The sequence below is a fragment of the Vescimonas sanitatis genome (assembly GCF_049060325.1).
Taxonomy (GTDB): domain Bacteria; phylum Bacillota; class Clostridia; order Oscillospirales; family Oscillospiraceae; genus Vescimonas; species Vescimonas sanitatis.
This window is the reverse complement of record NZ_JBMGPW010000002.1, coordinates 182228-206915: the sequence shown is the minus strand read 5'-3', so window position 1 is coordinate 206915 and position 24688 is coordinate 182228. Positions and strand designations below refer to the sequence as shown.

Genomic DNA, 24688 nt, shown 5'->3' with positions numbered 1-24688 from the left:
GAATACTGTTCCAATATAGGAAGAGTATACCACATCGGGCAAAAAAATGCCACCACTTATTTCTTACCTGTCTGTCATCTTATTGTCACCCTGCACAAAGGAAACCGGTTATTTTTGCCATTCTGCCTGTTGTTGTCCCCCGTGCTTTTGTGGTATGATAAAATACGTATGATCAGAGGCAGGCGAAGGGAGTTTCCTCCGCGAAAAATATACTTCAAAGGGGGACGGCTTCCGGAAACGGGGTCTTCCCCTGTCTGTTTCGTATCAAGAGAAAGGCGGTGAGTAAACTGTACCGTGAAAAAATAGACCAGCTGCAGGCTGCGGAGCAGCGGCTTCTGGAGCAGAAGGCCGAGGCCCAGCGCGCCGCCCGGGCACTGGCCGAGCAGGCCCGCCGGGACGGCGACGGTTTGGTGCGCGAGGCGCAGAACGCCGTGAAGGTGCTGGAGAACGAAGCCATGCAGCGGGCCGGTGAAGCCGGACAGGCGGCGGATGCCGCCCTGCGAAGCGACGCCGAGCGCACCTGCACAGCCATACGGCAGCAGGCGGAGCAGCGCATGGACACGGCTGTCCGCGCCATCGTGGAAAAGGTGGTGAAGCGGTAAATGCCCATTGTAAAAATGAAGCGCCTGCAGGTGCTGGCGCTGGCGCGGGACCACGACGCGCTGCTGCGGCAGCTGGAGCGTATGGGCTGCGTGGAGATCAGTGAGCCGGACGCGCCGGATGCGCCGGAGAGCCTGCGGCGCTGCGACAGCGAGACGGCGGACTGCCTGGCCCGCCAGCGGCAGGTACAGACGGCGATCGATGCCCTGCGGCGGGCTGCGCCGCCCAAGAAAGCGCCGCTGCTGGCGCCCCGCCCCGCCATCGGCGAGGCGGAATACCTGAGCGAGACGGGGCTGGCCGACGGGCTGGCGCTGGCCCGCCAGGTCAACGAGGCAACGGGACAATTACAGCAGCTGACGGCGCTGGCCGCCCAGCTGGAGACCGACCGGATCACCCTGGGGCCCTGGCTGAGTCTGGACCTGCCCCTGGAGCTGACGGAGACACGCTGCTGCGACGTGACCCTGGGCGTACTGCCGCCCTTCGTCCCCTGGGACGAACTGTGTGGGCAGGTACAAAACGAATATCCGGAGAGCGAGCTGTATCTGCTCTCCGCCGACCGGCAGCAGCAGTGCGTACTGCTCATCACCCACAAGGCGGCGACGGCACAGGTGCTGGAGCTGCTGCGGGGCCGGGGCTTCGCGGCCTCACCCCTGAAGGGCCGCACCGGCACGCCGGAGGAAAACCGGCGGCGGGACACAGACCGGCTGGCAGAGGTCAAGCGGCAGCAGGAGACCCTGCGAAAGCAGCTGGATGAGCTGGCGGAACGGCTGCCGGAGCTGTATCTGTGCGCCGACCGGCTGGCCTCCCGCCTGCAGCGGGAGGAAAACCGCCGCAGACTGCTGACCGACGGGTGCATCGTGGCGTTCGACGGCTGGGTGCCGGAGAAAAAGACGGCAAGGCTGACGGCGTATCTGGACACGGCGGACTGCGACTACACCCTGTCCGATCCCACGACGGAGCAGATACCGGAGGTGCCGGTGCTGCTGGAGGACAACGCGGTGGCGCGGTCCATGAACTGCATCACCGAGCAGTACTCCCTGCCGGCCTACGACGGCGTGGACCCCAACCCGGTGATGGCACCGTTCTTCATCCTGTTTTTCGGCATGATGATGGCGGACATCGGCTACGGGCTGCTGATGCTCCTCGGCTCATGGCTGTTCCTGAAGAAAAAACGGCCGGACGACCGCAGCTTTATGGAGATGATCTTCTGGTGCGGCGTGACCACCGTGGCCTTCGGCGCCATGACCGGCAGCTTCTTCGGCGACTTCCTGCCGCAGCTCTTCAAGTTCTTTGACCCGGAGAGCACCTTTGCCCTGCCGGCGCTGTTCTCACCCCTGGACGACACCATGGCCATCATGGTGGGCTCGCTGATCCTGGGCGCCTTGCAGGTGTTCACCGGCATGACCGTCAGCGTGGTGGAAAAATGCAAAAAGGGCTGCTTTATGGATGCCCTGTTTGACGAGATCACCTGGTGGATCATTCTGGCGGGCACGGGTCTTGCGGTGCTTGGCATCGGCAGTGTATCCGGCGTGCCGGTGGTGCTGATCGCGGGCGTTCTTATGCTGGTATACGGCGCGGGCCGGGGCAAAAAGGGCTTCGGCAAGGTGACGGGCTTCGTGGCGGCGGTGTACAACGGCGTGACGGGTTTCTTCAGTGATATCCTGTCCTACGTCCGGCTGATGGCGCTGATGCTGTCCGGCGCAGTGCTGGCCCAGGTGTTCAATATGCTGGGCGCCACCACCGGCAACGTGGTCACCTTCATCATCATCGCATTCGTCGGCAATATGCTGAACCTGGCGCTGAACCTGCTGGGCTGCTACGTCCACGATATGCGCCTGCAATTTCTGGAATTTTTCGGACGCTTCTACAAGGACGGCGGCAAGGCCTACCGTCCCCTGCGCGTCCGGGCCAAACACGTAGAGATCATTAAGGAGGATACTAAATCATGTTAGCTTTTCTTGAATCTGTGGGCGGACTGGGTTTCGCCATCCTGGGCGCGGCGCTGACCGCCGGCCTGTGCTGCATCGGCTCCGCCAAGGGCACCGGTATGGTGGGTGAGGCCGCCGCCGGATTGACCAGCGAGGATCCCGATAAGTCCACCAAGTGCCTGATCCTGCAGGTACTGCCCGGCACCCAGGGCCTGTACGGCTTTGTGGCGCTGTTCCTGGTGCTGGGCCAGACCGGCCTGCTCAGCGGCAGCGTGCTGGATCTCTCCCTGACCCAGGGGCTGTCCTTCTTCGCCGCCTGCCTGCCCATCATGCTGGGCGGCTGGCTGAGCGCCATCTTCCAGGGCCGCGTGGCCGCCGCGTCCATCAACATCGTGGCCAAGCACCCGGAGGCCGCTACCAAGGGCATCATCTACTGCGGCATCGTGGAGTTCTACGCCATCCTGTCTCTGGTGGCGACCATTATGATCTCCCTGAACATCATGAAGTAAGGCGGGTGCGCCTATGAACGGTATCGACAAGATCATCGCACGCATGGAGGCCGACACACAGGCCGAGTGCGCCGACATCGCCGCCCAGGCGGCGGCGGAGGCCGAGGCCATTCTGGCCCAGTACCGCGCCGATGCGGACAAGCTGCTCCGCGAGGGCGAGGCCCGCTGCAAGGTGCTGGAGCACGAGCAGGTGGAGCGCCTGGAGGGCGGCAGCCGTCTGGCCTGCCGCCAGCGGGTGCTGGCGGAGAAGCAGCGGATGCTGGACGAGGCCTTCGCCCGCGCCGCCGACGCGCTGCTGAAGCTGCCGCGCCCGGAGTATATCGACCTGCTGGCATCGCTGGCCGCGGAAAACGGGCAGGGCGGCGAAGCGCTGGTGTTCTCCGCCGCCGACCGGGACACGGTGGGTCAGGCGGTGGTGGACGCCGCCAACGGCAAAAAGCCCGGCGCGGGCTTCACCCTGGCTGCCGACACCCGGGAGACGGGCGGCGGCGTGGTACTGCAGCGGGGCCGCATGGAGATCAACTGCGGCTTTGCCGAGCTGCTGCGCCGGGCACGGCAGGAGGACTCCTCCGCCGTGGCCGCCGTGCTGTTTGACTGAAAGGGGGCGTCCCTTTGACAAAACGGAGAAAGGACACGGACTATCTGTTCCTGTCCGCCCGCATACGCGCCATGGAGCGCCGGCTGCTGACGGCACAGCGGCTGGAGCAGCTGCTGACGGCACCCTCCGTCGAGGCGTGCGCCCAGCTGCTGAGCGAGTGGGGCTACGCGCCCGTACACGATGAGCCGTCCCTGCAGGCGGCGCTGAGCGCGCAGCGCGAGGCGGTGTTCGCCGACGTTTCCCGCTTTATGCCGGAGGCGGAGGTGCTGGACGTGTTCCGGCTGAAATACGACTACCACAACATCAAAACGCTGCTGAAAGCACCGCAGGATGCGGAGCGTCTGCTGATCGACGCCGGGACCGTACCGGCAGAGACGATGCGGAAAAAGCACGCTGAAAACGGCGGCTGGGACTTTCTGCCCGCCGACATGGCTGCCGCGGCCGATGAGGCCCAGCGGGTGCTGGCCGAGACGGGCAGCGCCCGCAGCAGTGACTGCATCCTGGATCGGGCCTACTTCGCGCGGCTGGAAAAGCTGGCGGCGGACAGCCACATACCCTATTTGCAGGACTATGTCCGCGCCATGATCGACGCGGCGAACCTGCGCTCACTCATCCGCACCCAGCGGCTGGGGCTGGACGCCGGCTTCCTGCGGGAGGTGCTGTTCCCCGGCGGCAGCGTGACGCCGGAGGCGATCCGCGCCGGAAGCGGCAGCGGCGCTGCCGCGCTGTGGCGGGGCACGGCTTTCGCCCGGGAGGCGGAGCTGGGAGACGAGGCCGCCAAGGGCGGCAGCCTGACCGCCTTTGAAAAGGCCTGCGACGACGCGGTGCTCCGCGCCGCCGGCGCGGCACGCCGGGTACCCTTCGGCGTAGAGGTGGCGCTGGGCTATCTGGCAGCAAAGGAAGCGGAGTGGACGGCGGTGCGTACCGTGCTGTCCGGCCGGATGGCCGGTGTGCCGGCGGAGGCGCTCCGGGAAAGGCTGCGTGAGCAATATGTATAAGATCGCCGTTATTGGGGACCGGGACAGCGTGCTGGGCTTCCGTGCGCTGGGGCTGGACGTGTTCCCCACCGAGGATACCGACACGGGGCGCAGAACGCTGCACCGCCTGGCGCAGGAGGACTACGCCGTCATCTATATCACCGAGCAGCTGGCGCAGCAGCTGACCGCCGAGATCGCCCGGTATAAAGACGCACCCCTGCCCGCCGTTATACTCATCCCCGGCAAGACCGGTTCGCTGGGCATCGCCGGGGCCGCCCTGCACGACGCGGTGGAACGCGCCGTGGGCGCGGACATTTCCTGAAAGGAGCAAGAGAATGGGTAAGATCATCAAAGTCTCCGGCCCGCTGGTGGTGGCGGACGGCATGGCGGACGCCAACATGGCGGACGTGGTGCGCGTAGGTCCCCAGCAGCTGATCGGAGAGATCCTGAATATGACCGGCGACCGGGCCTCCATACAGGTGTATGAGGAGACGTCCGGTCTGGGCCCCGGCGCCGATGTGGTCACCACCGGCGCACCTCTGAGCGTAGAGCTGGGCCCCGGCCTGATCGAGAATATCTATGACGGCATCCAGCGTCCGCTGGAGGAGATCGTCCGCCGGGTGGGCAGCAACATCACCCGCGGCATTCAGGTGCCGCCGCTGGACCGCGACAGGCTGTGGAACTTTACCCCCACCGCCGCTGTGGGCGACACCGTGGCTGTGGGCGACATTCTGGGCACCGTGCCGGAGACGGAGTCCGTGCTGCACAAGATCATGGTTCCCAAGGGCGCCGAGGGCACGGTGGCGTGGCTGGCCGAGGCCGGACAGTATAACATCACCCAGCCCATCGCCCGGGTGAAGCTGGCCAACGGTGAGGTGCGTGAGCTGACCATGGTGCAGAAGTGGCCCGTCCGCGTGGGCCGCCCCTATAAAAAGAAATTCCCGCCGGTAAAGCCTTTGCAGTCCGGCCAGCGTGTCATCGACACCATGTTCCCCATCGCCAAGGGCGGCACCGCCGCCGTGCCCGGGCCCTTCGGCTCCGGCAAGACCGTGGTGCAGCACCAGCTGGCCAAGTGGGCCGACGTGGACATCGTGGTCTATATCGGCTGCGGCGAGCGCGGCAACGAGATGACCGACGTACTGCGGGAGTTTCCGGAGCTGACCGACCCCCGCACCGGCGAGAGCCTGATGAAGCGTACGGTGCTGATCGCCAACACCTCGGATATGCCTGTGGCCGCCCGTGAGGCATCGGTCTACACCGGCATCACCATCGCGGAGTATTTCCGCGACATGGGCTACGATGTGGCCGTCATCGCCGACTCTACCTCCCGCTGGGCCGAGGCCCTGCGCGAGATGTCCGGCCGGTTGGAGGAGATGCCCGGCGAGGAGGGATATCCCGCCTATCTGGCCTCCCGTCTGGCGCAGTTCTATGAGCGCGCCGGCGTGGTGCAGTGCCTGGCCAGCGACGAGCGCACCGGCTCCCTGACCGCCGTGGGCGCGGTGTCGCCTCCCGGCGGCGACCTGAGTGAGCCGGTGGCACAGGCCACCATGCGTATCGTCAAGGTCTTCTGGTCGCTGGACGCCTCGCTGGCCTATCGCCGCCACTTCCCGGCCATCAACTGGCTGAACTCCTACTCCCTGTATCTGGACGCGGTGACGCCCTGGTTCAACGAGAACATGGGCGAGGACTTCATCCGGAACCGCAACCGCGCCATGCACCTTTTGCAGGAGGAGAATGAGCTGAACGAGATCGTCCAGCTGGTGGGCAAGGATTCCCTGTCCGCCAACGACCAGCTGACGTTGGAGATCGCCCGGATGCTGCGGGAGGACTTCCTGCAGCAGAATGCCTTTATGGACGTGGACTCCTACTCCAGCTTTGACCGGCAGATGCAGCTGCTGAGGCTGATCCTGCACTACGAGTCCCTGTGCCGCGGCGCTGTGGACAAGGCCGTGGCCCCATCCGCGCTGTACGCCATCCCCGCCCGGGAGAAGCTGGGCTGGGCCAAGTACGCCGCCGCAGAGGAATACGCCGCCAACTACGCCGCCGTCCGCGCTGATATGGAGCGCGAGATCGCCGAGCTGATCCGAAAGGCTGGTGAAGAGGAATGATGAAGGAATACCGTACCATCCACGAGGTGTCCGGTCCCCTGATGGTGGTGGACCATGTGGAGGGCGTCACCTATGACGAGCTGGCGGAGATCCAGCTGCACAGCGGCGAGGTCCGCCGCTGCAAGGTGCTGGAGGTCAACGGCGACCGCGCCGTGGTCCAGCTGTTCGACTCCTCCGCCGGCATCAACCTGCGGGATGCCACCATCCGCTTCCTGGGCCACCCCTTGCAGCTGGGCGTATCCGCCGATATGCTGGGGCGCGTGTTCAACGGCATGGGCGAGCCCATCGACGGCGGCCCCGCCCTGCTGGCGGAGGAATACCGGGACATCAACGGCCTGCCCATGAACCCGGCGGCCCGTGACTATCCCAACGAGTTCATTCAGACCGGCATCAGCACCATCGACGGACTGAACACGCTGGTCCGCGGCCAGAAGCTGCCCATCTTCTCCTGCTCCGGTCTGCCCCACGCCAATCTGGCGGCGCAGATCGCCCGACAGGCCAGGGTGCTGGACGACAGCTCCAACTTCGCCGTGGTGTTCGCCGCTATCGGCATCACCTTTGAGGAATCGGAGTTCTTTGTGCGGGAGTTCCAGCGCACCGGCGCCATCGAGCGCACGGTGCTGTTCACCAACCTGGCCAACGACCCCGCCGTGGAGCGTATCGCCACACCCCGTATGGCGCTGACCGCCGCGGAGTATCTGGCCTTTGAGAAGGATATGCACGTGCTGGTGATCCTGACGGATATCACCAACTACGCCGAGGCGCTGCGTGAGGTCTCCGCCGCCAAGAAGGAGGTCCCCGGACGCCGCGGCTATCCCGGCTATCTGTACACCGACCTGGCCAGTATGTACGAGCGCGCCGGCCGCAAGCTGGGGTGCAAGGGCTCCATCACCATGATCCCCATCCTGACCATGCCGGAGGACGACAAGACCCACCCCATCCCCGACCTGACCGGCTACATCACCGAGGGGCAGATCATTCTGAGCCGCGACCTGTACCGCAAGAACATCCTGCCGCCGGTGGACGTGCTGCCCTCTCTGTCCCGTCTGAAGGACAAGGGCGTGGGCGCCGGCAAGACCCGGGAGGATCACGCGCCCACCATGAACCAGCTGTTCGCCGCCTACGCCAGCGGTAAGGAGGCCAAGGAGCTGATGACCATTCTGGGCGAGGCTGCCCTGAGTCCCACGGACCTGCTGTACGCCAAGTTCGCCGACGAGTTCGAGAAGCGCTACGTCTCGCAGGGGTTCGACGAGAACCGCACTATAGAGCAGACACTGGACCTGGGCTGGGAGCTGCTGCGTATGCTGCCCCGCAGTGAGCTGAAGCGCATCAAGCCGGAGATGCTGAACAAGTATCTGCCGGTGAAGGAGTGAGCGCCATGGCGGGAAAGACTGTCAATCCCACCCGGATGGAGCTGACCCGGCTGAAGGGCCGGCTGAAGACCGCACGCCGGGGCCACAAGCTGCTGAAGGACAAGCGGGACGAGCTGATGAAGCAGTTTATGGACGTGGTGCGGCGCAACCGCGCGCTCCGCGCCAAGGTGGAGCAGGGGCTGAAGGAGGCCAACGCCGCCTTCACCGTGGCCGCCGCCCTGATGGGACCGGAGGTGCTGGAGGAGGCCCTGTCCTGCCCGCGGCGCAGCGTGTCGCTGGAGGTATCCACTCGGAATGTTATGAGCGTCAACGTGCCGGTGTTCACCTTCCAGACCGACAGCGGCGACGACGCGCTGCTGCCCTACGGCTTCGCCCAGACCAGCGGCGAGCTGGACGCGGCGCTGGAGAAGATGCAGGCGGTATTCGCCGATATGCTGGAGCTGGCGCAGGTGGAAAAGACCATGCAGCTGCTGGCCCAGGATATCGAAAAGACCCGCCGGCGGGTCAACGCGCTGGAGTATGTGATGATCCCGGAGACGGAGCAGAACATCCGCTATATCACCATGAAGCTGGACGAGAACGAGCGCGGCAACACCACACGGCTGATGAAGGTCAAGGAGATGGTATTGCAGGACGCGCACCACTACCAGCCGTAATGAATCAAAACCTCCGGCTAAGCCGGAGGTTTTGATTTTTGCTTATTGCTCGTTCCACTGTGCCAGGGCGCTGCGGGCGGCGGACTGCTCCGCCTCCTTCTTACTGCGGCCGGTGCCCTGGCCAAGCTCTCTGCCGTTCAGCGTCACCCGGAAGGTGAACTGCTTAGCATGGTCGGGGCCGGAGGTCCCCGTCAGCTCATAGTGCAGCACCTGGCCGCTTCTGCGCTGGACCAGCTCCTGCAGCTCCGTCTTATAGTCCCGGCGGCGCTCCTCCACCACCTCCTCACGCTCCTTGTCCAGCAGGACGCGGTGGATGAGGTCACTGGCGGCGTCCATCCCGCCGTCCAGATACACGGCGGCAAATACCGACTCGGTGGCGTCGGCCAGTATGGAGGGCCGGCAGCGGCCGCCGCCCTGCTCCTCGCCCTTGCCCAGCAGCAGGTGACTGCCCAGGTCCAGGGACTGGGCCACCTCGTGCAGGCTCTCCTCACACACCAGGGCGGCGCGGATGCGGGTCAGGTCGCCCTCCGGCAGCTCCGGGTGCTTCTTGAACAGGTGCTCGGCGGACACAAAGCCCAACACGGCGTCGCCCAGGAATTCCAAGCGCTCGTTGCTGCGTATGCCCTCGCTGCGGTGCTCGTTGGCGTAGGAACTGTGGTACAGGGCGGCACGGAGCAGCTCCGGGTCGCGGAAGGTGTAGCCCAGCTTTCTTTCCAGTTCTTCCATAGGAACCTCCTGAAAAAATACGGCCCTGCCGGGCCGTATTTTCTGTCGTTATAGTCGGATCAGCCCAGCTTGCTGTTGAGATAGCGGACGCAGTCGCCGACGGTCTTGAGGCCGGCCAGGTCTTCTTCGTCGATCTCGCCGATGTCAAACTCCTCTTCCATCGCCATGACCAATTCCACCAGATCCACAGAATCGGCACCCAGGTCGTCCACGAAAGAGCTGTCCATGCTGATCTCGTCGGCATCGATAGCGAACTGCTCGGCGATCAGATCCTGCATCGTCTTGAAGATCTCTTCCATAGTCAAGGGTATTCCTCCTTCTTTGCTTGTTATCTCCGAAAATAATACGGCAATCGTGTGACAGTGTCAATACCTTTTTGGTAAATTTATACGGTGGGAAGCTGCATTTTGTCTATGTGCGCCGCGATGGCCCCGGTAATACCGCTTTCGGCCACCTGAATGGCCTGCCCCACCGCGTTCTCGATGGCCTCGGCGTTGGAGCCGCCGTGGGCCTTGATGACCGGCCTGGAGATGCCGATAAAGGCCGTGCCGCCCACCTTGTTGGGGTCCAGCCGCGCTTTAAAGGCGTTCAGCCCCGGCATGACCAGCAGGGCGGCAAGCTTCGTCAGCAGGTTCTTTTTGAACATCCCCTTCAGGGCGCTGCCTGCGAAGGAGCCCACGCCCTCAATGGACTTGAGCATCACGTTGCCGGAAAAGCCGTCGGTAACGATCACGTCACAGCCGCCCTTGATGGCGTCCTTGGCCTCGATATTGCCGATGAAGTGCAGATCGCCCCGGGCGTCCGCCGCGCGCAGCAGCGCCAGGGCCTGCTTTTGCAGGTCGGTGCCCTTGCTGTCCTCCGCGCCGATATTCAGCAGGCCCACGCGGGGCGTCGCCACCCCCAGCACCCGCTGGGCATAGAAATTGCCCAGATAGGCGAACTGGAGCAGATACTCCGGGGTACACTCGGCGTTGGCGCCGCAGTCGATAAGCACGGCGCTGCCGGTGGTGGTGGGGATGACCGGCGCCATAGCCGCACGGCGGATGCCATGGATACGCTTGGTGATCAGCGTCGCACCGGTCAGCAGCGCACCGGTGGAGCCGGCGGACACCACGGCGTCGCCCTCTCCATCGCGCAGCATGGTCAACGCCGCGCCCATGGAGGTATCCTTCTTCCGGCGGAACACCGTGGCAGGGTCGTCGCACATATCCACCGTCTCCGTGGTGGGGCGGAGGGTCACACCCTGCGGCAGCGTTGCCGCGCCGCACCGGGCCGCCGCGGCCCGGATGGCCGCCTCGTCTCCGGCGAGGACGATGTCACAGCCAAAGCGGCTGTGGGCGCTGAGCGCACCCCTGACGATCTCCAGCGGGGCGTTGTCGCCGCCCATGGCGTCGATGATGATCTTCACAGAGAGAGCACCTCCTCTTTGATGGTATCCAGAATGGCCAGCGACCGCTGGCTCAGCTCGGCATTTTTGTTGCGCTTACCCTTGACCCGGTGGTCCAGCGGCGGGATAATGCCGAAGTTCACGTTCATGGGCTGAAAGTCCGCCACGCTCTCGTTACTGACATACAGGCCCAGGGCGCCGATGGCCGTCTCTCGGGGAAGGTCGAGGGGCGCCTGTCCCTTCAGCCGCCGGGCCAACTCTATACCCGCCAGAAAACCGCTGGCGCAGGACTCCACATAGCCCTCCACGCCGGTCATCTGACCGGCGAAGGCGATACGGGGATCGCTTTTCAGCCGGTAGTAGCGGTCCAGCAGCCGGGGCGAGTCCAGATAGGTGTTGCGGTGCATGACGCCGTAGCGCAGGTACTGGGCGTCGTGCAGGGCGGGGATCATGGAGAACACCCGCTTCTGCTCGCCCCATTTCAGGTGGGTCTGAAAGCCCACCAGATTGTAGATGGTGCCGTCAGCGTTGTCACGCCGCAGCTGCACCACGGCGTAGGGCTCACGGCCGGTCTTAGGGTCCACCAGGCCCCGGGGCTTCAGAGGGCCGAAGCGCAGGGTGTCCTCGCCCCGGCGGGCCATGACCTCCACCGGCATACAGCCCTCGAACACGCCGCTGTCCTCAAAGCCGTGGACCTCGGCCTCCTCCGCCTTCACCAACTCCACCCAGAAGGCCTGATATTCCTCTTTGGTCATGGGGCAGTTGATGTAGTCCGGGGTGCCCTTATCGTAGCGGGAGGCGAAATACGCGCTGTCCATGTCCACGCTGTCGAAGGTCACCAGCGGGGCCGCCGCGTCAAAGAAGTTCAGCGTATGGCCGCCGCCCAGCTTTTCCGCAATGGCATCCGCCAGCGCGTCAGAGGTCAGCGGGCCGCTGGCGATGACCACATTCCCCTCCGGTATAGCGGTCACCTCGCCGGGGACCATGGTGATATTGGGGTGGCCCAGCACGGACTCGGTGACCATGCGGGCAAAGCCCTCGCGGTCCACCGCCAGCGCGCCGCCGGCGGGCACCGCCGTGGCGTCCGCGCAGCGGAGGATCAGACTGTCCAGCCGCCGCAGTTCCTCCTTCAGCAGGCCCACGGCGTTCTCCAGCCCCGCGCCCCGCAGGGAATTGGAGCAGCACAGCTCCGCAAAATAGCCGGTCACATGGGCGGGGGTCTTCTTCTCCGGCTTCATCTCCCGCAGCACCACGGGGATGCCCCGCTGGGCCAGCTGCCAGGCACATTCGGACCCGGCCAGGCCCGCGCCGATCACAGTTACGCTTTCCATTTATTCTTCCGCTTTCTTGGTCGTAGTCTTTTTTGTGGTCGTCTTCTTGGCCGCGGCAGGCTTCTTGGCCGCTGTGGTCTTCTTGGCAGCAGCCTGCTTCTTGGCCGCCGTGGTCTTTTTCGCAGCGGACTTTTTCGTCTCGGGCTGCGCCGCAGGCTTTTCCTCCGCGGCCGGCGCACTGTCCTCGGCAGACGCCGCGGCGTCATCGGTCTTGCGGCGGCGATAGCCGCGCTTGTCCTCCGGCAGGAAGTTCGGGCACTCGGGATTGGCGCAGAAGGGCTTGTTGAAGCCCTTGCCGGCCTTCTTGAACATGGTCTTGCCGCACACAGGGCAGTCGTCCTTTACCGGCACGTCCCAGGTCATAAAATCGCAGGTAGGGAACTTATCGCAGCCGTAGTAGGTGTAGCCGTTGCGGCTGGTCTTTTTCAGGATGCGTCCGCCGCACTTGGGGCAGCGGCCGGGCATTTCCACCACCAGAGGCTTGGTGAACTTACACTCCGGGTAGCCGGGGCAGGCCAGGAACCGGCCGAACCGACCGGACTTGACCACCATGTTGCGGCCGCACAGGTCGCACTTCTCCTCGGTCACCTCATCAGGGACCTTCAGGTACACGCCCTCCATGTCCTTCTCGACCTTTTCCAGGTTCTCATGGAACGGCACGTAGAACTGGCGGATCAGGTCCTTCCACTTGACCTGGCCGGCCTCCACATCGTCCAGCTTCTGCTCCATACGGGCGGTGAACTTTACATCCACGATGTCCGGGAACCGCTGGCACATCAGGTCGTTGACCACGCCGCCCAACGGTGTCAGGCGCAGGTACTTGCCCTCCTTGATGACGTACTCGCGGTCCAGAATAGTGGACACGGTGGGCGCATAGGTGGAGGGGCGGCCGATGCCGTTCTCCTCCATGGTGCGGATAAGGGTGGCATCGGTATAGCGGGCCGGGGGCTGGGTGAAATGCTGCAGGGGCGCAAAGCCCACCGCCGTCACCTGCTCGCCCTCCTCCAGCGGCGGCAGGGGAGAGTCCTTCTCCTCCTTGTCGTCGTCCCGGCTCTCCTCATATACAGCGGTATAGCCGGCGAATTTCAGGTTGCTGGCGGAGCACCGCAGGGCATGGGCACCGGCGGCGATCTCCACGGAGATGCTGTCATACACGGCGTTGGCCATCTGGCTGGCCAGGAAGCGGCTCCAGATCAGTCGGTAGAGGCGGTACTGCTCCGGCGTCAGGTCGCCCTTCACCTGCTCCGGCGTCAGCGCCGGGTCGGAGGGACGGATGGCCTCGTGGGCGTCCTGGGCCCCGGCCTTGGTCTTGTACTTCCGGGGTACGGCAGGGCAATACGCCGCGCCGTAGCGGGACTGTATCAGCTCGCGGGCCTGGGCCTGAGCCTCGTCGGAGATACGCAGCGAGTCGGTACGCATATAGGTGATCAGACCCACGGTGCCCTCGCCGGTGATGTCCACGCCCTCATACAGCTGCTGGGCAATGGCCATGGTCCGACGGGGCGTCATATTCAGCTTGCGGGAGGCCTCCTGCTGTAAGCTGGAGGTGGTAAAGGGCGGCGTGGGGCTGCGCTGCTTGTCGGTACGCTTCACGGTCTTGACCGCGAAGGCCTCTTTTTTCAGCTCCTCCACGATGCGCTGGGTATCCGCCTCGTCCTTAGGCTCGTATTTCTTGCCGTCCACACCGTAGTAGTGGGCGGTAAAGGACGCGGCGGCGTGGTTTTGCAGGTGTACGTCCAACGTCCAGTACTCCTGGGGCACGAAGGCCGCGATCTCCTGCTCACGCTGGGCCACCAGCCGGATCGCCACCGACTGCACACGGCCGGCGGACAGGCCGCGGCGGATCTTCTTCCACAGCAGAGGGGAGAGCTGATAGCCCACGATGCGGTCCAGCACACGGCGGGCCTGCTGGGCGTCCACCAGGTCCTGGTCGATGGCGCGGGGGTGCTGGATGGACTCCTGCACCACCTTCTTGGTGATCTCGTTGAACGTCACGCGCCGGGCCTTGTCATCCGGCAGGTCCAGCAGGTGCTGCAGATGCCAGCTGATGGCCTCGCCCTCGCGGTCCGGGTCGGTGGCCAGGTACACGGTCTTGCTCTTGTCCGCCGTGGTCTTCAGGTCCTTGATGATATCCTCTTTGCCCTTGATGGGCCGGTAGTTGGGGGTAAAGTCACCCTCCACGTCCACGCCCAGGGTGCTCTTGGGCAGGTCACGCAGGTGACCCATGCTGGCCTTGACCACATAGTCCGGCCCCAGATATTTGCCGATGGTCTTGGCCTTGGCCGGGGACTCCACGATGACCAGGTTCTTCTTTGCTGCCATATTGTTACTTACTCCTTTTTGAGTTCCACCGTCCGCAGGAAGCTCCGCGCTCCCTGACGGCAGACGTAGCCGTCGATCTCCAGCACCGTCAGCGCCGACAGCACACGGCGCACCGGCAGTTCGGCCAGCAGTGCCGCGTCATCGGTAAGGGTGGGTATATCCGCTTGCAGAACGGACAGCACCGCGATCTGATCGTCGGTGAGTCCGGCGGTGTCCTGTGAAATATCCAGCACCGGCAGTACCGGCGTGGTGGGCGCGGGCGTCTCCTGCACCGGAACGGCAGGCGCGCCGCTCTCCGGCTCCGCGCCCTTGGGCAGAGGCGGGATCGTGGCCCGCAGAGGCCGCAGCTTATGGGGGAAGCGGCTCTCATAAAAGCTCAGCACGTCCCAGGCCTCGCACACCAGGCCCGCGCCCTCGCGTATCAGCGCGTTGCAGCCCCGGCTCTTGGGCGCGTCGAAGGGGCCCGGCACGGCAAAGACCTCGCGGCCCTGCTCCAGTGCCGTGGCGGCGGTGATGAGCGCGCCGCTTTTCTCAGGGGCCTCCACCACCACGGTGGCAAGACTCAGCGCACTGAGCAATCGGTTCCGCACCGGGAAGTGGTCGCCCCTGGGCTCCGTCCCGGGCGGGTACTCCGACAGGATGACGCCGGTGGCGGCGATGTCCTCATACAGCCGGCGGTTGGCCGCCGGATACACCACGTCCGCGCCGCCGCCCAGCACCGCGGCGGTAAAGCCGCCGGCGCGCAGGGCGCCCTTCAGCGCCTCGCCGTCGATGCCCTTGGCCATGCCGGACACCAGCAGCGCCCCCTGTCTGGCCAGCTCATAGCCCAGCTGTGATGCCGCACGCACACCGTAGGGCGTGCAGTCCCGGGTGCCCACCACCGTGACGGCCACCTCATCATCGAACAGGGGAAGGCTGCCCTTGCCATACAGCAGCAGGGGCGGGTCGTAGATGTTCCGCAGCCGCGCGGGGTATCCCGCGTCGTCCATGGTCAGCAGGAACTGGCCGTCTCTGGCGCAGTCCTCCAGCACCTTCTCCGCCCGGTCCAGCGATTTGTCCGCCAACAGGGCGGCCTGTAGTTTCGTAATGCCCTCTGCCAGCAGCAGCTCGCCCTCCGGGGCAAAATAGATCTCCTCCGGCGAGCCGAAATGCGCCAGCAGCTGCAATTTCGCCCGTTCCCCCAGACCCGGCAGTGTGGTCAGCCACACCCAATACTTCAAAGCCGCCATCTCAGTTCCCCTCCTCCGCGCGATAGGCCTCCCACAGCAGCACCGCCGCCGCGGCCGCGGCGTTCAGCGACTCACAGTGGGGCGACATGGGGATACGCAGCGTCTCGCGGCACAGCGCCAGCACCTCCGCGCTGACGCCCCGGCCTTCGCTGCCAATGACCAGCGCGCAGCGGCGCAGATCCCGCTGCCGCACGTCCACCGTGTCGTGGCGCAGGGCCGTGCCGTACAGCGGCAGCCCTGCGTCTGCCAACAAGCCCGGCAGGGCCTCCAGCCCCACCGCGTACAGCGGCAGGCGGAACACCGCGCCCATGGCGGCGCGCAGCGTCTTTGGCCCATAGGGATCGGCGCAGCCCGGCAGCAGCAGCGCACCAGTGCAGCCGAAGGCGTCCGCCGTCCGCAGCACCGCCCCCACGTTGCCCGGGTCCTGCACACCGTCCAGCACCACATAGCGGCCCGGCGACAGGCGCGCAGGCGCCGCCATATCCGGCAGGGCACACAGGGCCAGCATTCCCTGGGGCGTGGGCATGGGCGAAATAGACGCCATCACGTCCGCCGGCACCGTCACCCGCCGCACATTCTCCGGCAGTCCCTCCGGGAAGGCCACACCATCCGCGGCGATGACACACTGCACGGACACGCCGTGCTGCACCGCCTCGCCCACCAGCTTGGGGCTGTCGCACAAAAACACCCCGGCCTTCCGCCGGAGCGCCGCCGTATCCAGCCTGCGGACCTGTTCCAGCAGCGGATTGCGCCGGCTGGTAATGCGCTCTGTCATAACGGTGCCCCTCCCCTCTCAGAATATTCCTTATAATATAGGTATCCTCTGCGAATGTCAACAAAAAATAAGGGAACGCGGTACGGCGTTCCCTTATTGCGTACTCAAACCGCGTGTCCCTGCGCCCGGATGATCTCCGCCACCTGTGCCACACACTCCCGGCAGATAGCATCCTCCGGCGCCTCCACCATTACGCGGAGCACCGGCTCCGTACCGGATTCACGCACCAGAATACGGCCCGTATCGCCCAGACGGCGGGCCACGTCGTCCACAGCCTTCTGCACGGCCGGGTCCTGACGGGCGGCAGCCTTGTCGTGCACCCGCACATTCTCCAGCACCTGGGGATAGATGGTCAGTCCCTCGGTGAGCTTGCTCATGGGCTGCTTGCGCTCCAGCATGACTTCCATCAGCTTCAGGCTGGTCAAAATGCCGTCGCCGGTGGAGGCGTACTTGGAGAAGATGATATGCCCCGACTGCTCGCCGCCCAGGGCGCAGCCGTTTTTGCTCATATACTCGTATACGTACTTGTCGCCCACAGCGGTTTTGGCATAGCGGATCCCCAGCCGGTCAAAGGCCCGGTACAGTCCGAAGTTGGACATGACCGTGGTCACCACTGTGTTGTGGGGCAGCTCGCCCAGCTCCTTCATATGGCGGCCGCAGATATACAGGATATGGTCACCGGTGATGATCTGGCCCTTTTCGTCCACCGCCAGGCACCGATCCGCGTCGCCGTCGTAGGCAAAGCCCACGTCCAGGCCTTTCTCCACCACGAAGCGCTGCAGGGCCTCGATATGAGTGGAGCCCACGCCGTTGTTGATATTGAAGCCGTCTGGCTCATCGCCCATGACGTAGGTCGTGGCACCCAGTGCGTCAAAAACGCTTCTGGCGATCATCCAGGCGCTGCCATTGGCACAGTCCAGCCCCACCTTTTTCCCCTTGAAGGAGAACATCCCCAGGGAGATGAGGTAGCCCACGTAGCGGTTACGCCCCGCGGACCAGTCCACCGTGCGGCCGATATGGTCCCGCTGCGCCAGGGGAAGCGTCTCCCAGGTCTGGCCGAACACGCTGAGCTTCCCGTCCAGGTAGTCCTCGATCAGGGCGATGGTGTCCTCGTCCATTTTCTCGCCGGACCGCCCGATCAGCTTGATGCCGTTGTCATAGAACGGATTGTGGCTGGCGGAGATCATAATGCCGCAGTCGAAGCCCTCCGTCCGCGCCACATAGGACACAGAGGGCGTGGTGGTCACGTGCAGCAGATAGGCGTCCGCGCCGGAGGCCACCAGTCCGGAGGCCAGGGCATACTCAAACATATAGCTGCTGCGGCGGGTATCCTTACCGATGACCACCTTTGCCGGCTCGCTGTCGCCGCCGCGGCGCTTGCATTCACCGCAGTACCAGCCCAAAAAGCGGCCCACCTGATAGGCGTGGTCCGCCGTCAGGGTCACATTGGCCTCGCCCCGGAAGCCGTCCGTGCCGAAATATTTACCCATTTTTCTTCCTCCCTGTCAGCGCTGGGCGGCAATGTCGCCGCTGCGCTTGTAGATGCTCGCCGCCGGCACGGTGCCCCGCACCGAGGACAGCGGATATACCCGGCTGCCCCGTCCGATGACGCTGCCGGGGTTCAGCACACTGTTGCAGCCCACCTCCACGCCGTCGCCCAACATGGCGCCCACCTTCTTGCGTCCGGTGTCGATGCGCTCCGCGCCGTCCGTGACCACCACATGGGTCTTATCGGACTTCACATTGGAGGTGATGGAACCGGCGCCCATGTGGGATTTGTAGCCCAGAATGCTGTCGCCCACATAGTTGTAGTGGGGCGTCTGCACGTTGTCGAACAGGATGACATTCTTCAGCTCCACGGAGTTGCCCACCACGCAATGGGCGCCCACCAGCGCGCTGCCCCGGATAAAGGCGCAGTGGCGCACCTCCGCCTCCGGGCCGATGATGCACGGCCCGGTGATGGACGCCGTGGGCGCGACGTGCGCCGTCCGGTGCACCCACACCTCCGGGCCAAAGGGCAGATATTCGCTATCCAGCTGTGCACCCAGCGCACGGATGCAGTCCGCCAGGTCGGAGAGCGCCTCCCAGGGATAGGTAAAGCGGGCCAGGTAGTCCCCCGCCAGTGTATGTGTCAGATCATAAAGGTCGTTGATGGTGTACATAGTCTCCTCCTTCGCGCCTGTGCTACTGTACGCACCGCGACGGGATGTTATGTGCTAAGTATACTATCCGGTGCGGCATTTGGCAAGTGGGGGACAGAAAAAACACCCCCACGCCGCTTTTGGCGCAGGGGCGTTTTCAGCCATTTCAGTTGTCCAGCGGCTTCATTGTGGGGAACAGGATCACGTCGCGGATGGAGTCGGTGCCGCAGAGCATCATGGCGCAGCGGTCGATGCCGAAGCCCAGGCCGCCGGTGGGCGGCATACCGTACTCCAGCGCCATGACGAAGTCCTCGTCCATCATGTCGGCCTCCTCGTCGCCGTTGGCGCGCTTAGCGGCCTGCGCCTTGAAGCGCTCGTACTGGTCGATGGGGTCGTTCAGCTCGGAGAAGGCGTTGCCCATCTCGCAGCCGCAGATGAACATCTCGTACCGCTCGGTGAGGGCGGGCTGCTCGGGGCTGCGCTTGGCCAGCGGGCTGACCTCCACGGGGTACATGGTGATAAAGGTAGGCTGGATCAGCGTCTCCTCCACCTTCTGGTCAAAGGTCTCATACAGGGCGTTGCCCCAGGTATGGGCCACGCCGTCCATGTCCACGCCCACGCTCTTGGCCAGCTCCACGCCCTTGTCGGCATCGCCGATGCAGGCCATGAAGTCCGCGCCGGTGACGTTCTTCACCGCGTCGGCCATGGTGACGCGCTGCCAGGAGGGGGTCAGGTCGATGTCGTGACCCAGCCACTGCACATGGTAGGTACCCAGGATCTCCTTGGCGGCACCGGTGAGGATGCCCTCCAGGATATCCATCATGCCGTCCAGGTTCGTGTACGCCTGGTACAGCTCACAGGTAGTGAACTCGGGGTTGTGCTTGGTGTCCATGCCCTCGTTGCGGAAGATACGGCCCACCTCGTACACACGCTCCAGGCCGCCCACGATCAGCCGCTTCAGGTGCAGCTCGGTGGCGATACGCATATACATATCGATATCCTGCGCGTTGTGGTGGGTGATAAAGGGCCGGGCGTTGGCGCCGCCGGCGATGGGGCTGAGGACGGGCGTCTCCACCTCCATAAAGCCCAGACCGTCCAGATAGCGGCGCAGGAACGCCACGAACTGGCTGCGGATCTCGAAATTCCGCTTGCTCTCCGGGTTCATGATCAGATCCACATACCGCTGGCGGTAGCGGATCTCCTTGTCGGTCAGGCCGTGGAACTTTTCCGGCAGGGGCCGCAGGGACTTGCTCAGCAGCGTGATGTCGTGTGCACGGACGGACATCTCGCCCCGCTGGGTGCGGAACACCTCGCCCTTGACGCCCACGATGTCGCCGATATCGTACTTCTTAAAGTGGTTATAGTTGTCCTCGTCCATCTCGTCCTTACGGGCGTAGATCTGGATACGGCCGGTCTTGTCCTGCAGGTCGCAGAAAGACACCTTGCCCATACCGCGCTTGCTCATCAGGCGGCCTGCCACGGACACAGCCTGCCCCTCCATGGCGTCAAAGTTATCCTTGATATCCTGTGTGTGGTGGGTCACATCAAACCTGGTGATGGTAAAGGGATCGCGTCCCTCGTCCTGCAGCACCTTCAGCTTGTCGCGGCGGATGCGCAGCAGCTCGCCCATGTCCTGGGCCTGGGGCTGTTCGTTCACGTTGCGGTTGGTCTCGTCTGCCATAATGCAGCCTCCTTCGTCTATCCGTACCGCCGTTGCCGGCGGTATTTATCTTTCAATACTGTCGATACGGTAGTGGATCACGCCCTTGGGCGCCTCCACGGTCACTTCATCGCCCGCCTTGCGGCCCATCAGCGCCTTGCCAAAGGGTGAGTCCTCGCTGATGGCGCGGCTCATCACGTCGGCCTCCTGAGAGCCGACGATCTTATAGGCGGGCAGCTGCTTTCGCATATCCAGATTGGTAACGGTGACGGTACAGCCGATGGATATCTTGTCGGAGTCCATCTCGGACTCATCCACGATCACGGCATGGAGCAGAATGTCCTCCAGCTCGGCAATGCGGGAGTAGAGCTTGCCCTGCTCGTTTTTCGCCTCGTCATATTCGCTGTTCTCGCTGAGGTCGCCAAAGCCGCGGGCCTCCTTGATCAGCTCCGCCACCTCGTCGGCACGGGTGGTCTTGCTGTAATCCAGTTCCTGTTTCAGCTCGTCATACCGAGCCTGGCTCATTTTGAATTCCTTTGCCATGCTGCACACTTCCCTTTCTATCCATAAGGATACCCTTTTAGGGCTATAAACAATATGTCACGTTGCATTATAGTGACTTTCCGTGCGTATGTCAAGCAAGTCTGTGATATGAATGTCGGATATCTGCCATTTTCCGGCCGCCGTCAGCACCGCGGCCAGAGGCTCCGTCACCGGCACCGCCAGCGCCGCCGCCCGGGGCGATGTCCATACCGGCGTCTGCCGCGCCCCGCAGTCCTCCGTCAGATATATCGCCGGGCCCTCCGTATCTTCCCGTACATCGCCGCACACCACCGTCAGCGCCGCCCGCCGGCCCCCGTCTCCGGCGGCGATCCCCCAGCGGTACAGCAGCTCCGCCGCCAGCGCCGCAGGGTCCTCCATGTCCAGCTGCACATACCGCGCCCGCCGGGCCAGCACCGTCAGCGCCGCCCGGGCCGTCTCCTCTCCGCCGGGGCCGCAGCGCAGCACCGCGGCGGCGTTTTGCAGACCGCCGGGGCAGAGAATATCCAGCAGACTGCCCAGCAGGGCGAGGCGCAGCGGCAGAACGGGGTATGATGTTATGTCTGCCTGCTTCGCCAGCGAAAGGAGGTAAACATCGGCGCAGATACAGCGGCGGACACCGGAGTCATACATCTGACGCAGGCAGCGCAGCGCGCGGCGGCGGGCGAAATAGTCCCTCCCCACAGAAAGATAATGGAGTGGCAGACCCTCCACCGTTATGCGGGAAAGCACTGTCTTTTGGCCCTGCGTCATGTAAACGATCATGCGGTTTCCCTTCTCCCCCGGCGGTATGCAAAAAAAATGCTGTTCCATTCTATGGAACAGCATTTTCAATATGTCATTATTTACCAGGCTTTGATGTAGCCCGCCAGATAGTTCAGCGGGTTCTGGTACACGATCTTGCTCACACCGTTGACCACGGTGGTGGTGCGGACCTCATAATGCAGATGCGGGCCGGTGGAGGCGCCGGTGTTGCCGGTGACGCCGATCACGGTACCCTGCGAGACAGTCTGGCCCTGTGACACCTTCACCACGCTCAAATGGGCGTACAGGGTGGTCAGGCCGCCGCCGTGGTCAATGACCACATAGTTGCCGTAACCGCCGCCCCAACCGCTGGTATTGGTGAGGATCACCTTACCGCTCTTGACGGCATATACGCTGCTGGTATAGGACACGTTGCAGATATCCACACCCTTGTGGTTGGTGCTGCCGAAACCGCCGGGGGCCACGCGGGAGCCGACGGGCGAGCTGATCTTTTTACTGGTGCTGACGGGCCAGATAAAGCCCTCGTTGCTGGGCACCACGTCGGAGTCGGCGATCAGCTGCTCGAGCTGCGCGTCGATCTCATCAGCCGCCTTTGCCTCCGCGTCATGCAGCTGCTCCAACGCTTTCTGGTCGGCGGCATACTCGTTCATCAGCTTGGTGGTCTCGTCCAGCTTGCCCTGCAGCTCGTCCTGCTGCTCACTCAGCTGGGTCTCCTTGGCCTCCATCTCCACCTTCTCGGCCTTGATGTTCTCCCGCGTCTCCTGCAGGGCGGAGATAATTCTCTTGTTGTACTCCGCCACCTCGTTGACGAACTCCATGCGGTTCAGCAGGTCGGCCATGCTGGTGGCCTTGAACAGCACCGACAGATAGCTCAGGCTGCCTCGCTCCTCCTCCTCACGGACCTGCTGGCAGAACAGTGTGTACTGCTCCTCCTCCAGCAGCTCATACCGGGCGATCTGCGCCGCGGCGTCGTCGATCTGGTTCTGGGTATCGTCGATCTGCTCCAGCAGCAGCTGGTTCCGCTGGTCCAGCAAATTCTTGGTGGCCATCACGTCGTTCTTCTTGGCCTTGGCCTCAGCGATCTGCTTCTCCAGTTCCTTCAGCTTTTCCTGCTGCTCCTTCTTTTTCTGTTCCAATGCGGCCACCTGTGCCGCCTTGCGCTGCTCCTCCTCCAGCTCAGCCTCGGTCTTGGTCGCATAAGCCGGTCGGACGGACACGGCGGCGGCCGCACCCAGCAGCATCAGCAGTGCCAGCACGGCGCACAGAATACGTTTCGGTTTCTTCATGCAAGCGCTCCTTTCTTTACACCCGGAGGAACCGGCGTATGGCGGTCAGGCTGCCGCCCACACCCACCAGAATACCCGTGCCCAGGAACACCAGGGCCACGAACTGCCATATTCTCGTAAACGGCACCACGTTCAGTATCTGCAGGCTGTCGGAGTTAGCGATGCCCTGCGCCACGGCGGCATACAGCCCCCATTGCAGGCCAAAGGCGATCACCGCGCTGAACAGGCCCAGCAGCAGTCCCTCATACACAAAGGGCCAGCGGATGAACCCGTTGGTGGCACCCACCATCTTCATGATGGCGATCTCGTCCCGCCGGTCGAATGTCGTCAGCTTGATGGTGTTGCTGATGATGAACACCGACACCAGCAGCAGTATGGCGATCAGCGCGACAGAGATGACGCCGGCCACGTTGCGGACTGTGGTAAAGCCGTTGGCCACAGCCTCGTCAGCGCGGGCCTTGTCAATGCCGGGGATATTGTCCACTGCGGTCTTTGTCTCCATGATTCGGTTCGGATCCGTGACGTGTATCACAAACCGATGGCGGAACACCGTGGCGTCCAGGTCGCCGTACACACCGCCGTCATCGTACTTCTCCACGTAGGCGTCCCGGGCCTCCGTCCGTGAGACGAAGGTACAATCAGCCACGTTCTCCGTGCTCTCGATCTGTGTTTGCAGGGCCCGGGCCTCGCTCTCCTCCAGCGTCTCGTCCACGAAGGCCACGATGGCGTTCTCCTGCTGTAGGTCCGCCAGGTTTTCGTTGGCATTGTAGGCCACCAGCGTGAATGTGCCCATAATGAGCAGGCACGCCACGGTAACGCCGATGGCGGCGAAGGACATGAACCCGTGGGAGAACATATTGCCCGCGCCTTCTTTGACGAAAAATTTAAAATCGTGCTTCATATCACACCTCGTAGCTGCCCAGGCCGTCGCCGATGACCTGCCCGTCGTTCAGCAGGATGATCCGCTTGTTGAAGTGGTTGACCAGGCCCCTCTCGTGGGTCACCACGATCACCGTGGTTCCCAGGGCGTTGATGCGCTCCAGCAGCGTCATGATCTCCAGCGACCGGCCCGGATCCAGGTTGCCGGTGGGCTCGTCCGCCACGATGGTGCTGGGGTTATTCACCAGCGCCCGGGCAATGGCCACACGCTGCTGCTCACCGCCGGAGAGCTGGTCGGGATAGCTGTTCTCCTTGTCCGCCAGCCCCACCAGCTCCAGCACATAGGGAATGCGGTTCTTCAGCTCTCGCGGAGACGCCCCCACCGCCCGCATGGCCAGCGCCAGGTTGTCCCGCACGGTCTTATTGCCGATCAGGCGGAAGTCCTGGAAGATCACGCCGATCGTCCGGCGCATATAGGGGATCTGTTTTTCAGCGATGCGGCTCATGGAAAAGCCGTTGACCATCACGCGGCCGGCGGTGGGCACCACCTCACCGGTCATCAGCTTGATGATGGTGGACTTACCGGAGCCGGAGGGCCCCACCAGAAAGACGAATTCTCCGTCGTCCACGGTAAAGGAAACGCCCTTTAACGCGCGCGTCCCGTTGTCGTATACCTTCTCAGCGTCTATTAAACGAATCATAGCAACGCTCCTGTCCGTCAAAATGCAACATATTGTGGCCAAATACGACCACAAATACCATTATATATAAATAGTTACAAAATGGCAACAGGAAAGATATGAAAATATTTTGAATTTGCCCCGCCGCGCATTGCTTGTTCTTTAGACGGTCCTCCCACCCCAAAAGTTCCTAAAAAAGGAAGTTTCTGCGGCATCGC

24 protein-coding genes are annotated in these 24688 nt (G+C 63.8%); 9 read left to right on the top strand and 15 right to left on the bottom strand.

The features are described from left to right. The first annotated feature begins 278 nt into the window (after positions 1-278). The 9 genes from ACOMDU_RS03865 to ACOMDU_RS03825 are packed head-to-tail and all read left to right on the top strand — an operon-like array spanning position 279 to position 8749. Positions 279-602 carry a V-type ATPase subunit subunit G family protein gene (locus ACOMDU_RS03865; protein ID WP_022135755.1) on the top strand — a complete coding sequence of 108 codons (324 nt, stop codon included), beginning with the start codon at positions 279-281 and terminating at the stop codon, positions 600-602. Then, on the top strand, positions 603-2552 hold the full coding sequence (locus ACOMDU_RS03860) for a V-type ATP synthase subunit I (RefSeq protein ID WP_421129124.1): 1950 nt from the start codon (positions 603-605) through the stop codon (positions 2550-2552). It abuts the gene before it with no gap. After that, positions 2546-3037 carry a V-type ATP synthase subunit K gene (locus tag ACOMDU_RS03855; protein ID WP_022135753.1) on the top strand — a complete coding sequence of 164 codons (492 nt, stop codon included), beginning with the start codon at positions 2546-2548 and terminating at the stop codon, positions 3035-3037. Before ACOMDU_RS03860 ends, ACOMDU_RS03855 begins: the two co-directional genes overlap by 7 nt. 13 nt (positions 3038-3050) lie before the next feature. Then, positions 3051-3635, top strand: a complete 585-nt coding sequence (locus ACOMDU_RS03850) for a V-type ATP synthase subunit E (RefSeq protein WP_421129123.1) — start codon at positions 3051-3053, stop codon at positions 3633-3635. 14 nt (positions 3636-3649) lie between these two features. Next, positions 3650-4633 carry a V-type ATPase subunit gene (locus tag ACOMDU_RS03845; protein WP_421129122.1) on the top strand — a complete coding sequence of 328 codons (984 nt, stop codon included), beginning with the start codon at positions 3650-3652 and terminating at the stop codon, positions 4631-4633. After that, entirely contained in the window at positions 4626-4934 is a 309-nt protein-coding gene (locus tag ACOMDU_RS03840; RefSeq protein ID WP_421129280.1) for a V-type ATP synthase subunit F, read from the top strand. Before ACOMDU_RS03845 ends, ACOMDU_RS03840 begins: the two co-directional genes overlap by 8 nt. 13 nt (positions 4935-4947) lie before the next feature. Continuing rightward, on the top strand, positions 4948-6720 hold the full coding sequence (locus tag ACOMDU_RS03835; protein ID WP_421129121.1) for a V-type ATP synthase subunit A: 1773 nt from the start codon (positions 4948-4950) through the stop codon (positions 6718-6720). Beyond that, positions 6717-8093 carry a V-type ATP synthase subunit B gene (locus ACOMDU_RS03830; RefSeq protein ID WP_421129120.1) on the top strand — a complete coding sequence of 459 codons (1377 nt, stop codon included), beginning with the start codon at positions 6717-6719 and terminating at the stop codon, positions 8091-8093. Before ACOMDU_RS03835 ends, ACOMDU_RS03830 begins: the two co-directional genes overlap by 4 nt. Before the next feature lie 5 nt (positions 8094-8098). Next, complete coding sequence (locus ACOMDU_RS03825) at positions 8099-8749, top strand: V-type ATP synthase subunit D (RefSeq protein ID WP_421129119.1); 651 nt, start codon at positions 8099-8101, stop codon at positions 8747-8749. A 42-nt stretch (positions 8750-8791) separates the two neighbouring features. Here ACOMDU_RS03825 and rnc read toward each other — a convergent pair whose 3' ends face one another. The 15 genes from rnc to ftsE form a co-directional block, all read right to left on the bottom strand. Next, positions 8792-9475, bottom strand: coding sequence for a ribonuclease III (rnc, locus tag ACOMDU_RS03820; RefSeq protein ID WP_421129118.1), 684 nt, complete (start codon positions 9473-9475; stop codon positions 8792-8794). Positions 9476-9534: 59 nt separating this feature from the next. Further along, the gene (gene acpP, locus ACOMDU_RS03815) at positions 9535-9774 is read right to left on the bottom strand and encodes an acyl carrier protein (RefSeq protein ID WP_421129278.1); all 240 of its coding nucleotides are present in this window, start codon (positions 9772-9774) and stop codon (positions 9535-9537) included. A gap of 86 nt (positions 9775-9860) precedes the next feature. Further along, entirely contained in the window at positions 9861-10883 is a 1023-nt protein-coding gene (plsX, locus tag ACOMDU_RS03810) for a phosphate acyltransferase PlsX (protein WP_421129117.1), read from the bottom strand. Beyond that, complete coding sequence (trmFO, locus tag ACOMDU_RS03805) at positions 10880-12193, bottom strand: methylenetetrahydrofolate--tRNA-(uracil(54)-C(5))-methyltransferase (FADH(2)-oxidizing) TrmFO (RefSeq protein ID WP_421129115.1); 1314 nt, start codon at positions 12191-12193, stop codon at positions 10880-10882. The genes plsX and trmFO overlap by 4 nt, the downstream gene beginning before the upstream one ends. Continuing rightward, on the bottom strand, positions 12194-14515 hold the full coding sequence (gene topA, locus ACOMDU_RS03800; RefSeq protein ID WP_421129114.1) for a type I DNA topoisomerase: 2322 nt from the start codon (positions 14513-14515) through the stop codon (positions 12194-12196). Positions 14516-14523: 8 nt separating this feature from the next. Next, positions 14524-15744, bottom strand: a complete 1221-nt coding sequence (gene dprA / locus ACOMDU_RS03795) for a DNA-processing protein DprA (protein ID WP_421129112.1) — start codon at positions 15742-15744, stop codon at positions 14524-14526. A 1-nt stretch (position 15745) separates the two neighbouring features. After that, positions 15746-16519 (bottom strand): TrmH family RNA methyltransferase, encoded by a 774-nt coding sequence (locus tag ACOMDU_RS03790; protein WP_421129110.1) that lies wholly within the window; start codon positions 16517-16519, stop codon positions 15746-15748. A gap of 104 nt (positions 16520-16623) precedes the next feature. Beyond that, a complete protein-coding gene (gene glmM, locus ACOMDU_RS03785; RefSeq protein ID WP_022135738.1) occupies positions 16624-18009 on the bottom strand; it encodes a phosphoglucosamine mutase in 1386 nt (461 codons plus the stop codon). Positions 18010-18024: 15 nt separating this feature from the next. Beyond that, entirely contained in the window at positions 18025-18681 is a 657-nt protein-coding gene (locus ACOMDU_RS03780) for an acyltransferase (protein ID WP_421129109.1), read from the bottom strand. 145 nt (positions 18682-18826) lie between these two features. Continuing rightward, on the bottom strand, positions 18827-20341 hold the full coding sequence (gene lysS / locus ACOMDU_RS03775; RefSeq protein ID WP_421129108.1) for a lysine--tRNA ligase: 1515 nt from the start codon (positions 20339-20341) through the stop codon (positions 18827-18829). Positions 20342-20386: 45 nt separating this feature from the next. Next, positions 20387-20863 carry a transcription elongation factor GreA gene (gene greA / locus ACOMDU_RS03770; RefSeq protein ID WP_022135735.1) on the bottom strand — a complete coding sequence of 159 codons (477 nt, stop codon included), beginning with the start codon at positions 20861-20863 and terminating at the stop codon, positions 20387-20389. 57 nt (positions 20864-20920) lie between these two features. Continuing rightward, the gene (locus ACOMDU_RS03765; protein ID WP_421129107.1) at positions 20921-21625 is read right to left on the bottom strand and encodes a hypothetical protein; all 705 of its coding nucleotides are present in this window, start codon (positions 21623-21625) and stop codon (positions 20921-20923) included. Positions 21626-21705: 80 nt separating this feature from the next. Further along, positions 21706-22911, bottom strand: coding sequence for a murein hydrolase activator EnvC family protein (locus ACOMDU_RS03760; RefSeq protein ID WP_421129106.1), 1206 nt, complete (start codon positions 22909-22911; stop codon positions 21706-21708). A 16-nt stretch (positions 22912-22927) separates the two neighbouring features. Next, positions 22928-23812 carry a permease-like cell division protein FtsX gene (gene ftsX, locus ACOMDU_RS03755; protein WP_022135732.1) on the bottom strand — a complete coding sequence of 295 codons (885 nt, stop codon included), beginning with the start codon at positions 23810-23812 and terminating at the stop codon, positions 22928-22930. 1 nt (position 23813) lies between these two features. After that, a complete protein-coding gene (gene ftsE / locus ACOMDU_RS03750; protein ID WP_022135731.1) occupies positions 23814-24491 on the bottom strand; it encodes a cell division ATP-binding protein FtsE in 678 nt (225 codons plus the stop codon). Positions 24492-24688: the final 197 nt, after the last annotated feature.

Excerpts from the sequence above, each read along its gene's own strand:
- ACOMDU_RS03860 (WP_421129124.1), top strand. The coding sequence starts at position 603 with ATGCCCATTGTAAAAATGAAGCGCCTGCAGGTGCTGGCGCTGGCGCGG.
- topA (WP_421129114.1), bottom strand. The coding sequence starts at position 14,515 with ATGGCAGCAAAGAAGAACCTGGTCATCGTGGAGTCCCCGGCCAAGGCC.
- ACOMDU_RS03850 (WP_421129123.1), top strand. The coding sequence starts at position 3,051 with ATGAACGGTATCGACAAGATCATCGCACGCATGGAGGCCGACACACAG.
- ACOMDU_RS03855 (WP_022135753.1), top strand. The coding sequence starts at position 2,546 with ATGTTAGCTTTTCTTGAATCTGTGGGCGGACTGGGTTTCGCCATCCTG.
- ftsX (WP_022135732.1), bottom strand. The coding sequence starts at position 23,812 with ATGAAGCACGATTTTAAATTTTTCGTCAAAGAAGGCGCGGGCAATATG.
- ACOMDU_RS03840 (WP_421129280.1), top strand. The coding sequence starts at position 4,626 with ATGTATAAGATCGCCGTTATTGGGGACCGGGACAGCGTGCTGGGCTTC.
- lysS (WP_421129108.1), bottom strand. The coding sequence starts at position 20,341 with ATGGCAGACGAGACCAACCGCAACGTGAACGAACAGCCCCAGGCCCAG.
- ftsE (WP_022135731.1), bottom strand. The coding sequence starts at position 24,491 with ATGATTCGTTTAATAGACGCTGAGAAGGTATACGACAACGGGACGCGC.
- dprA (WP_421129112.1), bottom strand. The coding sequence starts at position 15,744 with ATGGCGGCTTTGAAGTATTGGGTGTGGCTGACCACACTGCCGGGTCTG.
- ACOMDU_RS03825 (WP_421129119.1), top strand. The coding sequence starts at position 8,099 with ATGGCGGGAAAGACTGTCAATCCCACCCGGATGGAGCTGACCCGGCTG.
- ACOMDU_RS03830 (WP_421129120.1), top strand. The coding sequence starts at position 6,717 with ATGATGAAGGAATACCGTACCATCCACGAGGTGTCCGGTCCCCTGATG.
- acpP (WP_421129278.1), bottom strand. The coding sequence starts at position 9,774 with ATGGAAGAGATCTTCAAGACGATGCAGGATCTGATCGCCGAGCAGTTC.
- trmFO (WP_421129115.1), bottom strand. The coding sequence starts at position 12,193 with ATGGAAAGCGTAACTGTGATCGGCGCGGGCCTGGCCGGGTCCGAATGT.
- rnc (WP_421129118.1), bottom strand. The coding sequence starts at position 9,475 with ATGGAAGAACTGGAAAGAAAGCTGGGCTACACCTTCCGCGACCCGGAG.
- glmM (WP_022135738.1), bottom strand. The coding sequence starts at position 18,009 with ATGGGTAAATATTTCGGCACGGACGGCTTCCGGGGCGAGGCCAATGTG.
- ACOMDU_RS03790 (WP_421129110.1), bottom strand. The coding sequence starts at position 16,519 with ATGACAGAGCGCATTACCAGCCGGCGCAATCCGCTGCTGGAACAGGTC.
- greA (WP_022135735.1), bottom strand. The coding sequence starts at position 20,863 with ATGGCAAAGGAATTCAAAATGAGCCAGGCTCGGTATGACGAGCTGAAA.
- ACOMDU_RS03835 (WP_421129121.1), top strand. The coding sequence starts at position 4,948 with ATGGGTAAGATCATCAAAGTCTCCGGCCCGCTGGTGGTGGCGGACGGC.
- ACOMDU_RS03765 (WP_421129107.1), bottom strand. The coding sequence starts at position 21,625 with ATGATCGTTTACATGACGCAGGGCCAAAAGACAGTGCTTTCCCGCATA.
- ACOMDU_RS03780 (WP_421129109.1), bottom strand. The coding sequence starts at position 18,681 with ATGTACACCATCAACGACCTTTATGATCTGACACATACACTGGCGGGG.
- ACOMDU_RS03760 (WP_421129106.1), bottom strand. The coding sequence starts at position 22,911 with ATGAAGAAACCGAAACGTATTCTGTGCGCCGTGCTGGCACTGCTGATG.